Origin of the sequence: Natronosalvus caseinilyticus (assembly GCF_017357105.1) — an archaeon.
GTDB lineage: Archaea > Halobacteriota > Halobacteria > Halobacteriales > Natrialbaceae > Natronosalvus > Natronosalvus caseinilyticus.
Genome location: NZ_CP071596.1, coordinates 1,693,518 through 1,707,624, shown reverse-complemented (window position 1 = coordinate 1,707,624; position 14,107 = coordinate 1,693,518). Strand labels below are relative to the sequence as shown.

The window sequence follows — 14,107 nt, the reverse complement described above, 5'->3', positions numbered from 1 at the left end:
GTGGCACTGCTGTCGGTGATTACTTCCCACACCGATCAGATGACGATCATGTAATACTCCAATAGATAGTTTATCGACAGACTGCGTCGATGGGAGTTCAATAGGTATTTAATCAATTACCTGGAAACGCACAGCCATGGTACGTGATACCTGGGCAACGCGGGCGGGGTTCATCCTCGCCGCCGTCGGTAGCGCAGTGGGACTCGGAAACATCTGGCGATTCCCCTTCCTGGCCGGAGAATCGGGCGGGGCCGTGTTCGTCGTCGTTTACCTCGCTCTCGTCGCGCTCATCGGCCTCCCCGTGATGCTCGTCGAGTTCGTCATCGGGCGACGATCCGAACGAAACCCGGTCGGCGCGTTCAGACGCCTCGGCCACCCGTCCTGGAAGTTCGCAGGAGCCATCGGCGCAGTAGCGGGGTTCATCATCCTCTCGTACTACAGCGTCGTCGGCGGCTGGGTGCTCCAGTACATCGTGGCGAGTTTCTCGGGCGGGTACACCGGCGACACGGAGGCGTTCTTCTTCCAGACGGCGTCCGGCACGAACGCGATCATCTACCACGCGATCTTCATGGCGCTCGTCGCCGGCATCGTCTCGCTGGGCGTCCGTGACGGCCTCGAGCGAGCGGCCAAGCTAATGGTCCCGAGCGTCATCGTCCTTCTCGTGATCCTCGCGGTCTACGCCGCCACGCTGCCCGACACCGGCGCGGGATACGAGTTCTACCTCTCCCCGGACGTCGACGCCTTCGCCACCAACGCCGTCGACATCCTGCCCGCCGCGGCCGGCCAGGCGTTCTTCACGCTGTCGCTCGGGATGGGCGTGATGATCACCTACTCCTCCTACCTCGGCGAAGATCGGAATCTGCTCAACGACTCGCTCATCATCGTCGCCATCGACACGTTCATCGCGATCCTGGCGGGGCTGGTCACCTTCCCGTTCCTCGCCTCTCAGGGCGTCGACCTCGAGCAGGGAGGGGGCGGGGCTGGCGCCGTCTTCATCAGTCTCGCGGCCGCGTTCGAGACCATGCCGATGGGTCATCTCGTTGGCGGTGTCTTCTTCATCATGCTGGCGGTCGCCGCGCTCACCAGCGCGTTTAGCATCCTCGAGATGGTGGTCTCGTTCGTGGTAGATACCTTCGACATCGCACGCCTCCCGGCAACGCTGGGGCTGGCGGCGATCATCTTCGTCATCGGCATTCCGACCGGGCTCAATCTCGACTACCTCGACGCGTACGACCTGTTCGCGAACAACATCCTGCTGATCGCCGGCGGGCTCGTGCTCTCGCTGTTCATCGGTTGGGTGTTCGCCTCCGATGCCCTCGAGGAACTCGGCCAGGGGCGGGGCGGCAACGGCGGGTTCGACACGTACTGGATCAACGTCGTGAAGTACGTCGTGCCGATCGCCCTCCTCGTCACGCTGGCGCTCGCAATTCAGGAGTACGTCGAGTTCATCCAGGGAACGTTCTTCTGACCGGCGAAGACGACGTCACTTTTTCCAGCGCCCGTTCGCCCCTGAGTCTCGACTCGAGGTGGCGCCGATCGGTCGCTCGACGTCCTCTACTCAGTCGTCGCCGCTCGTCTCGGCTCGTTCGGCCATCATCGAGGCGGCCAGATCCGCCCAGCCACCCCACCGGAACCCGGCCAGAGCCACGACGGCCCAGCAGACGTAACACAGGACGATGCCGACGTAGACGCCGAGGAGCCCGTATTCGAGGGTGACCCCGAGCAGGTACGAGCCGCCGAGCATGAAGACGACCGTCCCCGTCAGTCGAGCGTAGAACGGCGTCCGGGTATCTCCTGCCCCGCGGAGAGAGCCGGCGATGGGGAAGAAGATCCCGAAGAACAGCATCGAAACGGCGAACACGCGCGTGAACTCGACGGCGTAGCTCGCAGTGAGCGGATCGCGCGTGAACACCCAGACGAGCGGTCGCGCGGCCGCGAACAACAGGACGCCCGAGATGCCGAGCGTCACGATTCCGAGAGCAAGAATCGACCGGGCGGCGTGACGCGCCGCCGTGGGCTCGCCCTCGCCGAGCGTCTGGCCGACGATGATACTCGAGACGGTCGAACTCGACCGATAGAGCGGACCCGTAAATTGTTGATAGATGCGACGACCGATGTGGTAGGCCGCGTTCGCCTCGGTGCCGAACAGGAGGATCAGGGCGTTGAACGGGAAGTTCGCCAGCGACGTGCTCATCCCCTCGGCAACGTTTGGAATGCTGACGGCGAGCAGCTGGCGAGTGATGGTGAGGTCCCGCGGTCGAGCGAGCGAGACCGGCGTCCAGGGGCTCGCGATGGCGGCGACGACCGCGCCGGCCTCGACGGTTCGACTGGCCGCCGTGGCGACGGCCACGCCGACGATTCCCATGTCGGGGGCGATCCAGATGCCGAGTCCGAGCGCGATCGTCAACACGACGTTGAGCCCGTTCGCCCCGCCGTTGACGACCATCGGCGTCCGCGTGTCGCCCGCGCCCTGTAACGCATTCGCACCGACGAGCCCGACGATGCGCATCGGCGCGGCAGCGAAGACGATCGCCAGGTAGAGCCCACCGAGACGGACGACCGCCGACTCCGCCCCGAGCACGGCGATCAGCCAGTGGCTTGCGACCAACCCGACGATGGCCAGGGGGACGCCACAGAGGGCTCCGATGAGCAGCGCCTGGGTGATCGCGCGGTCGCGCGTGCGTTCCGCGCCGCGACCCGTGTCCTGGCTCGAGAGCGCGATCGCGCCGGTCCCGAGACCGAGGCCGATCCGGAGGGGCAGTTGTCCATAGAGGTCAGCGAGGCCGACCGCGGCTACCGCCGCGGGCGAGAACAGGCCGGTGACGATGACGTCGACGGTCCGCATCAAGGTCGTCAGCGTCTGCTGGACGGCGACGGGCCAGCCCAGGCGCAGCGCTCGCCACCAGACCTGCCGAACGCTCTCGTCGACCCGGAGCATCACCTTCACGAACGAGACGTCGACGCTTAACTGCCCCGCGGTCGCGGCGAAACGGTCGGTCGGCCCTCCGTCTCGTCCGTCGAGCGCTCGCCACTCGAGCCATCTGGCCTGCTGTTCACCCGGAGAAAAGGAATCCGAGTCGGCTCGCGCGTGTACGATCGATTCCCGTCACGAGTGCACCGAGAGCGCGCAGTCGAACCGATCCGCCTCAGTCGCAACTCGAGACGGGTGCCGCCGCCTGCGGCGTCAGTTCGGCTACGTCCGCGAGGAACACCTCGAGCATCTTGCGAGTGACGTGAGGCATACACACCACGCGCAGTTCGCCCGATCCGGTCCGAGAAATTCGCCAGCCAGCCTCACGAAGCGCATCGAACGTCGGTGTCGGGACGTCCGCCGCGACCAGCGGGAGCGTCGGCTCGACGACGTCGTAGCCGAGCGCTCCGAGTTCGTCGGCCAACCACTCGGCGTTCGCCTGCGAACGCTCGTACTGGGCGGCGTACCCATCAGGCCAGAGCTCCTCGAGGGCGGCGACCGTACTGGCGACGCCCGCACCCGACCGCGTGCCGGTGAGCGTCGCCTGCGAGGTCGTCTCGAGGTAGGGCGTGTCGACGGCGAGTTCGTCGAGCAAGGACTCGTCCTGGACGAGGAGGCCGCCTGCGGGGACGGCCGCCTGGCCCATCTTGTGCGGGTCGATAGTCATCGTGTCGACGCTCGCGTGCGCGAAGTTCCACTTGTAGTCCGTGAAGGGGAGAACGAAGCCACCCCAGGCGGCGTCGACGTGAAAGAGCGCGTCCACCGCTCGGGCGACATCGCCGAGTTCCGGAATGGGATCGACGCGTCCGTACTCCGTCGATCCGGCGACCCCGACGACCAGGGCGGTCTCCTCGTCGACGGCCTGGCGAACGGCCTCGAGGTCGGCCCGCTGGTCGTCGTCGGTCGGAACGACGCGGAGGTCGACCTCGAGTACGGTCGCGGCTTTCCGGAAACTGAAGTGGGCGGACTCGGGTATCACGACGTTCGGGCGGTCGCCGTCGGCCCGCTCGCGGGCGATTCTGACGGCCTGGAGGTTCGCCTCGGTTCCGCCGCTGGCGACGTACCCCGACGCCTCGGCCAGTCCGGCGACGTCACCGAGGCGCGAAACGGCTTCGCGCTCGAGTTCCGACACCTGCGGATAGGTGCCGGGGTCGCCGGGATTGGTTGCGAGAAAGCGGACGGCGGCCTCTCGAGCGACCGGGTGTGGCTCGGTGCACATAGAGGAGAGCACCCGGTCGAACGACTGCGGCTCGGCTCGCATACGCCTATGGATGGGAGTCGTCGGTTTAGTGATTGTTGTTCTCGTCCGCACGCGCGGAACGGTGTCGAGACGAGAGTGAGAGAGTCCGAAGCGAGTGTGAGGTGGACCGGGTCGATCGTGGTCCGGTTCCTCGGCTAGTCGTAGCGGTGGGAAACGCCGAAACCGGAAAATCCCGGACCGTTTCATTGGGTAATTCTCGAGTACGTACGAACGTTCCGGACGGAAAACGGCGGTATCGAGACGATACCATCGACGCTCACGACCCAAATCGGCGGTAACGAGTCATTATTCGCGGTCCAGTCCGATGGCCGGTCGTCTCTGAAATTCTTCGAACCACGGATGATCGTTCAAAAATACGTGAACGAACCCAACAGTTCAAATTAAACTACATAAATTTAATGAGTGTAATAAGAAAAAGTTTATGTGCGAAAGGCGGGGTTACGCAAGTGCATGGCGCAGAAGTCCCCCACTACCGACGTTGAATCTTCGACTACTCTTCGAAACTCGCTGGTAAGCCGTCGTTCCTACGTTCGTTCGATCGCGACGGCCGCGGTCGCAGCGAGCGTCTTCGGTGGCGTTGCTGACGCCGCGGCGGCGGAGAGCGACTACGAAACGGTGACCCTCGACCCCGGCGAGGACCACCAGGTCACCGTCGGAGATGGCGAGACGCTCGAGAACGTCCTGTTCGACTGTACGGCCGAGGGCGCGCGCGTGACCATCGCGGCCCACGCGACCGACTGGACGATCCGCAACGTCGGTATCAAGGGCGAGTTCGACGTCGGAAGCCCCGACGCGGCCTTCGGGATTTCCGATCAGGGTGGCAACACCTCGACCATCGAAAACGTGTACGTGGCCGACGGTGCGATTCACGGCTCGGAAGCTACCGACGAGACCGCCTTCTGGGTTTCCCCGGAGCACAACGGCCACATCGACTTCACGAACGTCAACGTCCAGAACTTCCCGGACAACGGCATCTACGCCTCCGCACCGGCCGGCAAGGGTGGCGGCACGATCCACATCGACGAGTGCTACGCCGCGAACAACTACGTGGCGAACTTCCGGATCGGCTCGGCGGGCAGCGCCGTCACGAACTCGAGCGTCCGCGTCGACCGCGACGGCTACGGCGGCCGCGGCATCTGGGTGTGGGCGCCGGGCGAGTGCGAGATCGACAACTGTCAGCTCGAGCTCGGCGGCCACAACTACGCGATCGACGCGGGCGCGAACGGCAGCGGGACGTCGGTGACGGTGACCGACACCGACTACAGCACGGACTTCCACGGCGGGGTCAACGAGACCGCCGGCTCGAGCGTCGACTTCGGCGACGGCGTTGGGAACGACCCCGAACCGACGATCCCCGACGGCGTCCCCGAGACGGCCGAGGACGCGGCGAGCGCGAACTGAGTCGCCCTGTTTTGCTGACGTAGCGGCCCTCCACACAGGTGCCGATGCGGTCTCCGTTCTGCGTTCTATCCTCCTCGACGGTAACTATCACTCTAGACTCGCCTCGAGCACCGTTCTAGCGTTCCCTTCGAGCGCCGCGGAACTCGCTCGAAAACGTCGAAATCGTCTCGGCGCACGATAGGTCACTCTACCGATCCGTCGTAATCCAGAATTACGCTCGAGACGTCGCCCGTTCGTTCACCGCTGGACGAAGGTCACAATAGCGAGTCGATCGCCTCGTTCGGCCGTCAATACGCGTCTCGAGCGGTAAGGTACAATTACTGCCGTCCGTTGCGCGATCATTCGTATAAATTTTTGTGGGTTATCGTTCTTGCTTTCGAAACGATACGTTCCGATTCCTGTTATTCTCTGTAAATTCAATCGATTCTATCTACGGAAGATTTAAACCAGTATCCTCGCATTACCCGAACGCATGGCACGCGACTCTTCGGTACTGGACGACGATTCGATTGCGGGACACGACGGGAACGCCCCGCGAGACGGTAATACGACGTTACTCGACCGACGAAGCTACCTCAAGCTCGCGTCCGCGAGCGCGGTGGCGGGTCCGGCACTCGCCGCCGCAACCGGCACCGCCGCGGCGGCCGACTACGACGTGATCACGGTCCCCGCCGGACAGCGTGAAGTGATCCGCGTCGAGTCGAACGAGACGCTCGAGAACACGCTAATCGACGTCACCGCCGACGGGGCAACGGTGACCATCGCCGCCCACGGCACCAACTGGACGATCCGAAACGTCGGGATCAAGGGCCGCGTCACGAGCGAGAATGCCGTCTTCGGCGTCTCCGATCGCCAGGGTGGCACCTCCAGAATCGAGAACGTCTACCTGGGTGACGGCGCCACGGACGGCCACCGCCACGGCGTCGGTCTCTGGGTCGCCCCCCAGCACAGCGGTCACATCGAGATCGACCGCGTGAACATCTCCGAGATGGGCGACAACTCGTTTTACTGCTCCGCGCCGGGGTACAACGGCGCCGGCGGAACGGTCGACATCTCGAACTGTTACTCCCGGGACTCCTGGGTCTCGCACTTCCGGCTCGGCGAGGGAACGGTCACGAACTGCACGGCCGTGAACACGGGCGCGCACAAGGACGGCCGCGGCATCTGGGCCTGGGCACCCGGCGACGTCGTCGTGGAAGACTGTAACCTCGCGATGAACGGCCGTCACTACTCCGTCGTCGTCGGCGCCAACGGCGGCTCCTCCACCGTTCGGATGGTGAACACGCAGTACGACACCGGCTACAGCGGGGGCTTCAGACGAGCAGGGGGCTCGATCGACCTCGAGTCGGGCAACGGCACGTCGCCCGAGGACGTCGTCCCCGAGGGCTGTCCGACCAGCGCGGAGGCGGCCGCGTCGGGAAACGCGAACAGCGGTGAGAGTCGGATCGAACGCGCGACCGACCAGCGCGATTCGGCGGACCTCCCCAACGTCATCGTCTTCGACGGCCGCGACGCGTCCACGACGACCACCGACTACGCGTTCACCGTAACCGGCGACCTGGAGTCGTCCACGGACGACGGGGCGACGATCGACGAGGAATCGACGGTCGACGGCTCGAGCGCAGAGGGCGTCGTCGCGAACTACCTCGACGCCTACCGCTTCGACGGCGAACTCGAGAGCCTCCAGCTCGACGGCGACGCCGCGGTTCGCGTCAACGGCGTCGAGATCGATCCCATCGAATTCGACGACCGCCCCGAAAACGTCCTCCTCGTCGAGGGCGCGGACGCGGACGTCACCCGCTACGAGTTCGTCGTCGACGGCGAGGTCGTCCCGTCGAATTACGAGGGGGCGACGATCGACGACACCGACGCAATCGCGGACGGTCACGTCCACGGAACCGTCGCGAACTGGAAGGACGCGTTCCGCTTCGACGGCGATCTCCAGCAACTGTCCGTCGACGGCCCCGGTACCGTTTCCCTCAACGGCGAGGAAGTCGACCCCGGCGAGTACGGCGAGGACCTGCCGAACGTCCTCGAGATCGAGGGCACCGGCGAGGCGGCGAGCTACGAGGTCACGGTCGAGGGAACGATCGCGTACGAGGGCGACGACGACGAGGTGACGGTCCGCTCGGGGACGACCGTCCAGAGCTCGATCCTCGAGGGCACCCAGCGCTACCGGTTCTCCGGCGCACTCACCGACGTGACCTTCACCGATGGTGTGGCGGCGATCCGCCTCAACGACGAGACGGTCGACCCCGACGAGACCGGCGACGACGAGCTCCTCCCCCACGTGGTCGTCGTCGACGGGACGAACGCCGACGGTCCGTCGACGTACTCGCTCCAGGTGGACGGGTGCGTTCGCAAGGCCGACTACCGAAACGCCTCGGTCGACGAGGGCGACCTGCTCGAGGACCGCACCGTTCGCGGCGCCGTCGGCAACTGGCTCGACGCCTACTGGTTCGACGGCGACCTCGAGGACTTCACGCTGCTCGGCGACGCGGAAGTCGACGTCGTCTACAACGCGCGCGATCAGTGAACCGTTAGCTGTTAGCCGTTAACCGTTCGTCCGTTCACTCGAGACGACTCGAGGCTCGCAGTCGACGGCAAATTTCGTTCTAATCGGCGAAAACACCCGATATCACGACCGAGCACCCATCGGCACGCTCCGAGGCGTGACTCGAGAGGCGCCAATAACCAAGTCGCTCGAGCCCGTACCTGTATCCATGTTCGCGGACAGAGCCGACGCCGGGAACCAGCTCGCCACCGAACTCGAGCGACGGGGCGTCGAGGCCGACGTCGTCCTCGGAATTCCGCGCGGAGCCCTTCCCATCGCCCGCCCGGTGGCCGACGCACTCGAGGCCGACATCGACGTCGTCGTCGCGCGAAAAATGGGCGCGCCGTCGAACCCCGAACTCGCCATCGGGGCCGTCGCGAGCGACGGCGCGGTCTGGCTCAACGACTCGCTCGTCGAGCACCTCTCGGTTTCCGAGGACTACCTCGATGACGTACGCGAACGAGAAGCCGAAAACGCGGCGACGAAGGCGGCTCGCTATCGCGACGAAGGCGAGGCAGGAACGCTCCCCGACCTCGAGGGAACGCGCGTCGTCGTGGTCGACGACGGGGTCGCGACGGGGGCGACGGCCATCGCCTGTCTGCGCCAGGTACGCGAGGCGGGTGCGGCTCACGTCACCCTCGCCGTTCCCATCGGCTCGCCGGATTCGATTTCCCAGCTTGAGGACGAAGCCGACGCGGTCGTCGCACTCCAGACGCCGGCAGGCTTTCGCGCGGTCGGTCAGTTCTACCGCCGGTTCGACCAGGTGAGCGACGAGGAGGCGATGCGATATCTAGATCGGTCCTGAGCGACCGGCTGTAGTCGACGTTTGTCGATTCGTTCCTCATCGACGGTGCATCCCTCGTCTAGAGATACCGACGAACGTCGCGCCGGTAGGCACGATACGCATCTCCGAATTCGCGTTCCAGCGAACGTTCCTCGCGTCGGACGACCAGGTGAACGGTAGACAGCATGGCCGGGAGTACGACGAGCAGCCACGCGGTGTTCAGAAGGAATGTGATTCCCAGATACAACGCCGACCACCCGACGTACATCGGGTTGCGACTGAACGCGTACGGTCCGGTCGTCACGAGTGCCGTCGGCTTTCCACCGTTCAGTTCCAGTTCACCAACCGTTCGAACCGCCCACCCGATGATCAGCAGGCCGACCCCGGTCAATCCCCAGCCAGCGGACCGAGCGAGTCGCTGGTTCTCGAGCAACCGCACCGGCTTCAGTACGTGGGCGACTGTCCCTGCGAGTAGCCCAGCGACGTGCGACTCGGGGACGGGGACGTTCGACCATCGCCACCTCCCGCTTTGCCCCCTTCTCATGTCCTTAGATAGGCTTCCGGACCACAAGTAGAGGGTTCCGTTGAGACGCAGACACTCAGTACTACGAGGAGATTCTTTATTACACCCAGAGGTTGGGTCTGACCAGGAAAAGATTACTCGACTGAGGCGATAGTGGGCGAAATGCTCGGCGCGTTCGTGGTCACGTGAGGAGTGATTCGAGGCGTTTTCGCGCGTCTTTCCTGATCGACGGTTACGCGTCGGCCACGACCTCGAGGACGTGTCCCACGGCCCCGTTCTTTAGCTCGACTTCTGGCCCATCCGCGTCGTCGCCGATGACGGTGCCGATCTCGCCAACGATCGGTTCCTGGTCGGTCGACTGGACGTCCTGATCGCCCTGGACGATTCGGACGGTCATTCCTTGCCTGAGTTCGGTGGCTGACGGACGTTCGTCGGACATACGCGAGGGTCCATCGGTGACGTCAAAAAGCGTGGTGCCTGCAGTCGCGCCGAACGCAGGGAGGTGCTAGCTCCTGAATTCGTAATGGCATCGACGCCGGCCAACGGAACTCCTCGAGACGGTGTCGCTAAGTACCTCCTCGAGCAACACCACCCCATGACCCTCTTTGGAACCGCCGGTATTCGCGGCCCCGTCGCCGACACGGTGACGCCATCGCTCGCGCTCGCCGTCGGGCAGGCCGCCGGCTCGCCGGGCGACTCCTTCGTCGTCGGTCGGGACGGCCGAGAGACCGGGCCCGCACTGGCCGCCGCGCTCGAGGCTGGCCTCGAGAGCGCCGGATCGAACGTCGAACGCGTCGGCCAGGTGCCGACGCCCGCGCTGGCGTTCGCCTCGCAGGGGCGTCGCGGCGTCATGGTCACGGCGAGTCACAACCCGCCCGCTGACAACGGGATCAAACTGTTCGTCGACGGCGTCGAGTACGACCGCGAGGCCGAGAAGGCGATCGAATCGGTCGTCGAAACGCCCGAACTCGCCCCGTGGGACGAGTGGGGGAAACCGCGACGTGGCGACGTCCTCGAACGGTACCGCCAGGCCGTGGTGGACTACGTCCGGGAGCGGTTCCCCGACGAGGACGACCGGCCGCTCGCGGGACTGTCGGTCGCCGTCGACTGCGGCAACGGCGTCGGCGCGCTGGCGACCCCGCAGGTCCTCGACGTCCTCGGCGCCGACGTGGTGGCGATCAACGCGACCGTCGACGGCCACTTCCCCGCCCGGGAGAGCAAGCCCACCGCGGAGACGCTAACGGACTTTTCGGCGTTTCTGGCCGAGGGCTCGTTCCACCTGGGGCTCGCTCACGACGGGGACGCGGACCGACTCGTCGTCCTGAACGGCGACGGCGAGGTCGTCCACGAGGACACGATCCTGGCGGTCGTCGCCGCCCACTACACCGAAACGAGCGCCGCAGACGACCCGGTCGTCGTCACGACGCCCAACGCCTCCGCCAGAATCGACGAGCGCGTTCGTGAGGCCGGCGGCCGCGTCGAGCGAGTTCGGCTGGGCTCGCTCCACGAGGGAATCGCCCGGGTCGAAGCAGCGGCCGCCGGAGACGGCACCGCGGCGGACACCGAAGTCGTCTTCGCGGCCGAACCCTGGAAACACATCCACACCGCCTCCGGCGGCTGGATCGACGGCGTCACCAGCGCGGCCGTCGTCGGCGCGCTCACTCTCGAGGCCGGGTCGCTCGAGGCCCTGCGCGACCCCGTCACCGAACGACCCTACCGCAAGGTCTCGGTCGAGTGCCCAGAGTCCGCGAAAGGTCCCGCCATGGCGACCCTCGAGTCGACGCTGCCGGCGGCGTTCGACGACGTAGCGGTCGACACCGACTACGGAGTCCGCCTCGAGTTCCCCGACGCCTCGTGGTTGCTGGTTCGCCCGAGCGGGACCGAGCCCTACGTCCGCCTGTACGCCGAGAGCGACGACGTCGACGCGCTCGTCTCGGACGCGCGTGAGGTAATCGAGTCGGCGGTGGCCGACCACCGATAACACTGCCGTGGGGAGTCAGGTAGAGCGAAAAAAGCAAAGCGAAAAGCAGAGTGACCGAGCCTATAGATCGCAGTACAGCGGTACGCCTCCTCGCACGCACGAAATTCGAATCGAGTCGTCGTAGCTCACGGAGACGTGGTCGGCCGCGCGGACGTACCTCGCCGGATCGGTCCGACTCACCGAGCGCAACAGTCCGGCGTCCTCGAGTCGAGAGATCGTTCGGTAAGTCGTGCTGAGCGGCAGCTCGAGTCCCTCCGCGAACTTGCCGACGGTCGTCGGGCCGTCCGCGTAGCGATACAGCTCGCGAGCGGTGTCCTCGGAGAGGAGGGAGACGATGCGCTCGGGGTTGCAGCCACCCTCCCCGTCGCTGATACCGCACGGGTGTCCGTCGGATACGATCTGGCCCATACGTAATCGTCACCGCGTGTTCACATACCTCCCGTCAGTCGCTCCCACTCGGTGGGAATCGCTGGCAGGCGCTCGGATCTCGACGAAACGCTTTGATACCTCCCCGCCGAACCGTGGCCCACAGCCATGGATTCACTCATCGAGGCCGCCCGCGACGTCCAGTCTCGAGCCCACGTCCCCTACTCCAAGTACCCCGTCGGCGCGGCGCTCGAGACCGCCGACGGCGAGGTCTTCGTCGGTTGCAATCTCGAGAACGCGAACTACAGCAACAGCCTCCACGCCGAGGAGGTCGCTATCGCCGAAGCCGTCAAGAACGGTCACCGCGAGTTTGCCCGACTCGCCGTCAGTTCGGGTCGTCGCGACGGCGTCACCCCCTGCGGGATGTGTCGTCAGACGCTCGCGGAGTTCGCCGACGACGACCTCGTCGTCTACTGTGACGAGGGCGACGACGACCCGCCGAGTGAGTACACCCTCGGGGAGCTCCTGCCGAATACGATCACCGAAGAGATGCTCGAGTGAGGCGAGGGAGGTGAAAGTGTGGCTCGAGTGGAGCGTGGCTCGAGTGAGGGGAAAGCAAAATAGAGAGCGAAAGGAGGGAGAAGAGAGAGGGAGAGACCGGGGGAGACGAGAGCGAGAGTGGAGGAGATAGAGAGGACGAGAGCGAGAACCAACCTCAAACCGTCGTCAACGACCCGACCGGCGCCTCCGTTCGCCCCTCCGCACGTTCGATGCCGTCGGTTCCGGCCGCGATGAGCGCGAAGACCCCGGCGACCTCCGCCCCCGCAGTTTCGACGATGTCCAGGAGCAGTTCCTGGGTCTCGCCCGACCGGATCAGGTCGTCGACGACCAGGACGGATTCGTCCGGGTCGATCGCGGCCGCGGGCAGGTAGTAGGTGAGTTCGATGCCCGACTCGAGGCGCTCGCGAGCCTCGAAGAACTCCTCGACGGCGGTCTCCTTGCGTTTCTTCGCGTACGCACACCGGGTTCCGTAGTAGCTGGCGAGCGAGGCGGCCAGCGTGATGCCGTCGGTGGCGGCCGTCAGCACGACGTCGGGGCGCTCGAAGTCGAAGGCGTCAGCCACGACGGGGGCGGCGAGGTCGAGAAACGGCTGGTCGAAGACGGCCCCGGAGTTGTCGACGTACCCCTCCGAGTCGACCTGGATGCGGGCCTCGAGTTCGGCCGCCAGCGCCTCCCGACCGACTTCCTCGACCACCTCGCGGGCGCGTTCGGTGCCGGGGAGGACGTGCCCGTTGACGTAGCGGTTGAGGTCGCCCGCCGGCAGGCCGGTCGCCTCGGCGAGTTCGTCGTACGTCCGGGTTTCTTTGAGCATCCGCAACACGTCGACCGCTCGTAGCTGGAGCGCGGCTTTTTCGGCTCGGTTCATGCGTGTACGCACGATTCCACAAGTATGTATATTTCGATCGGCAGTTTCGTGATACACCACCACAAACGTGGGTAGCCCGGTTGGTCGATCGTGACCCGGTCATCGGTGGTATCGAGCCACCAGCCGCCGGGCGAGGCGGGCCTGAGCACGCTGGAGGAGACGCGACGCCGTGCTCGAGGCACAGCCCAGTTCCCTGGCGACGGCCGCGACGCCAGCCTCGCGGGGCACCTCGAAGTAGCCGACCTCGACGCCCGCGGCGACGGCCTCGAGTTGTCGGTCGGTGAGCGCGTCCGCGATGGGGGCGTGGCGACGGTCGTACTCGCCGATCGAGCGAACGGTGACGTCGATGGACTCGGGTAGACCCTCGAGCATCGCCTGCAGGTTCTCGCCCGTGCCGACGACGGTCATTCCGAAATCCGCGGACTCGTCGTAGGTAATCGGCGGGACGACGACGAGGTCGAGCGCGGCGAACGCCGCGCGCCAGCGGACGTCCTCTTCGCGCGTCTCCTGGCAGACGTAGAGGTAAAATGAGTCGTCGTCGATCGGCGTCAGATCGTACCACCGGATCGATTCCGTGGACTCGAGCGCCTCCTCGTAGGGCTCGCGGTCGGCCTCGACGTAGAAGAGTTCGTACTCGAGGCCGTCCTGGCGGGCGTCGACGTTCCAGGCCTGGAGTTCCTCGTAGCGAACGGCGTCGCCGTCCCTGATGAATCGCTGCATCGGGTGGAGCATCCAGTCGGGCTGGGAGAGTTCCACGGAGAGCGACTTCACGGTTCGTTCGTCTCGAGTGGTCGAATTGTTATAAATACACTAGTCACTTCGTCATAACGTCGATCGAAA

At 65.5% G+C, this 14,107-nt stretch carries 13 protein-coding genes; 6 read left to right on the top strand and 7 right to left on the bottom strand.

Translation table 11 applies throughout. The features are described 5' to 3' along the window. Window positions 1-136 precede the first annotated feature (136 nt). Window positions 137-1,468, top strand: coding sequence for a sodium-dependent transporter (locus J1N60_RS08250; protein ID WP_312912178.1), 1,332 nt, complete (start codon window positions 137-139; stop codon window positions 1,466-1,468). A 90-nt stretch (window positions 1,469-1,558) separates the two neighbouring features. Here J1N60_RS08250 and J1N60_RS08245 read toward each other — a convergent pair whose 3' ends face one another. Both J1N60_RS08245 and mfnA read right to left on the bottom strand, forming a co-directional pair. Then, window positions 1,559-2,938, bottom strand: coding sequence for an MATE family efflux transporter (locus tag J1N60_RS08245; protein WP_312912176.1), 1,380 nt, complete (start codon window positions 2,936-2,938; stop codon window positions 1,559-1,561). 208 nt (window positions 2,939-3,146) lie between these two features. Further along, window positions 3,147-4,232, bottom strand: coding sequence for a tyrosine decarboxylase MfnA (gene mfnA / locus J1N60_RS08240; protein ID WP_312912174.1), 1,086 nt, complete (start codon window positions 4,230-4,232; stop codon window positions 3,147-3,149). A 450-nt stretch (window positions 4,233-4,682) separates the two neighbouring features. On the opposite strand from mfnA, the gene J1N60_RS08235 reads away from it, so the two are divergent. The 3 genes from J1N60_RS08235 (at window position 4,683) to J1N60_RS08225 (ending at window position 8,992) form a co-directional block, all read left to right on the top strand. Further along, complete coding sequence (locus J1N60_RS08235; RefSeq protein ID WP_312912172.1) at window positions 4,683-5,633, top strand: hypothetical protein; 951 nt, start codon at window positions 4,683-4,685, stop codon at window positions 5,631-5,633. A gap of 472 nt (window positions 5,634-6,105) precedes the next feature. Continuing rightward, window positions 6,106-8,169, top strand: a complete 2,064-nt coding sequence (locus tag J1N60_RS08230; protein WP_312912171.1) for a right-handed parallel beta-helix repeat-containing protein — start codon at window positions 6,106-6,108, stop codon at window positions 8,167-8,169. Between the two features lie 187 nt (window positions 8,170-8,356). After that, entirely contained in the window at window positions 8,357-8,992 is a 636-nt protein-coding gene (locus tag J1N60_RS08225; RefSeq protein ID WP_312912170.1) for a phosphoribosyltransferase, read from the top strand. 58 nt (window positions 8,993-9,050) lie between these two features. Here J1N60_RS08225 and J1N60_RS08220 read toward each other — a convergent pair whose 3' ends face one another. Together J1N60_RS08220 and J1N60_RS08215 are read right to left on the bottom strand one after the other, a co-directional pair. Continuing rightward, window positions 9,051-9,515, bottom strand: a complete 465-nt coding sequence (locus J1N60_RS08220; RefSeq protein WP_312912169.1) for a methyltransferase family protein — start codon at window positions 9,513-9,515, stop codon at window positions 9,051-9,053. A gap of 211 nt (window positions 9,516-9,726) precedes the next feature. After that, window positions 9,727-9,933 (bottom strand): DUF2196 domain-containing protein, encoded by a 207-nt coding sequence (locus tag J1N60_RS08215; protein ID WP_312912167.1) that lies wholly within the window; start codon window positions 9,931-9,933, stop codon window positions 9,727-9,729. 156 nt (window positions 9,934-10,089) lie between these two features. Between J1N60_RS08215 and J1N60_RS08210 the strand changes: the two genes are divergently transcribed. Further along, on the top strand, window positions 10,090-11,475 hold the full coding sequence (locus J1N60_RS08210; RefSeq protein WP_312912559.1) for a phosphohexomutase domain-containing protein: 1,386 nt from the start codon (window positions 10,090-10,092) through the stop codon (window positions 11,473-11,475). A 60-nt stretch (window positions 11,476-11,535) separates the two neighbouring features. On the opposite strand, the gene J1N60_RS08205 is transcribed toward J1N60_RS08210, so the two are convergent. Continuing rightward, window positions 11,536-11,883 (bottom strand): winged helix-turn-helix domain-containing protein, encoded by a 348-nt coding sequence (locus J1N60_RS08205; protein WP_312912165.1) that lies wholly within the window; start codon window positions 11,881-11,883, stop codon window positions 11,536-11,538. Between the two features lie 126 nt (window positions 11,884-12,009). Here J1N60_RS08205 and cdd point away from each other — a divergent pair, with 126 nt between their 5' ends. Further along, entirely contained in the window at window positions 12,010-12,402 is a 393-nt protein-coding gene (gene cdd / locus J1N60_RS08200) for a cytidine deaminase (protein ID WP_312912163.1), read from the top strand. Between the two features lie 154 nt (window positions 12,403-12,556). Here cdd and J1N60_RS08195 read toward each other — a convergent pair whose 3' ends face one another. Then, window positions 12,557-13,267 (bottom strand): phosphoribosyltransferase family protein, encoded by a 711-nt coding sequence (locus J1N60_RS08195; protein WP_312912161.1) that lies wholly within the window; start codon window positions 13,265-13,267, stop codon window positions 12,557-12,559. 99 nt (window positions 13,268-13,366) lie between these two features. Further along, on the bottom strand, window positions 13,367-14,038 hold the full coding sequence (locus J1N60_RS08190; protein ID WP_312912159.1) for a helix-turn-helix domain-containing protein: 672 nt from the start codon (window positions 14,036-14,038) through the stop codon (window positions 13,367-13,369). Window positions 14,039-14,107: the final 69 nt, after the last annotated feature.

Coding starts and splice junctions, on each gene's coding strand:
- J1N60_RS08250 (WP_312912178.1), top strand. CDS start 137: ATGGTACGTGATACCTGGGCAACGCGGGCGGGGTTCATCCTCGCCGCC.
- J1N60_RS08245 (WP_312912176.1), bottom strand. CDS start 2,938: ATGCTCCGGGTCGACGAGAGCGTTCGGCAGGTCTGGTGGCGAGCGCTG.
- mfnA (WP_312912174.1), bottom strand. CDS start 4,232: ATGCGAGCCGAGCCGCAGTCGTTCGACCGGGTGCTCTCCTCTATGTGC.
- J1N60_RS08235 (WP_312912172.1), top strand. CDS start 4,683: ATGGCGCAGAAGTCCCCCACTACCGACGTTGAATCTTCGACTACTCTT.
- J1N60_RS08230 (WP_312912171.1), top strand. CDS start 6,106: ATGGCACGCGACTCTTCGGTACTGGACGACGATTCGATTGCGGGACAC.
- J1N60_RS08225 (WP_312912170.1), top strand. CDS start 8,357: ATGTTCGCGGACAGAGCCGACGCCGGGAACCAGCTCGCCACCGAACTC.
- J1N60_RS08220 (WP_312912169.1), bottom strand. CDS start 9,515: ATGAGAAGGGGGCAAAGCGGGAGGTGGCGATGGTCGAACGTCCCCGTC.
- J1N60_RS08215 (WP_312912167.1), bottom strand. CDS start 9,933: ATGTCCGACGAACGTCCGTCAGCCACCGAACTCAGGCAAGGAATGACC.
- J1N60_RS08210 (WP_312912559.1), top strand. CDS start 10,090: ATGACCCTCTTTGGAACCGCCGGTATTCGCGGCCCCGTCGCCGACACG.
- J1N60_RS08205 (WP_312912165.1), bottom strand. CDS start 11,883: ATGGGCCAGATCGTATCCGACGGACACCCGTGCGGTATCAGCGACGGG.
- cdd (WP_312912163.1), top strand. CDS start 12,010: ATGGATTCACTCATCGAGGCCGCCCGCGACGTCCAGTCTCGAGCCCAC.
- J1N60_RS08195 (WP_312912161.1), bottom strand. CDS start 13,267: ATGAACCGAGCCGAAAAAGCCGCGCTCCAGCTACGAGCGGTCGACGTG.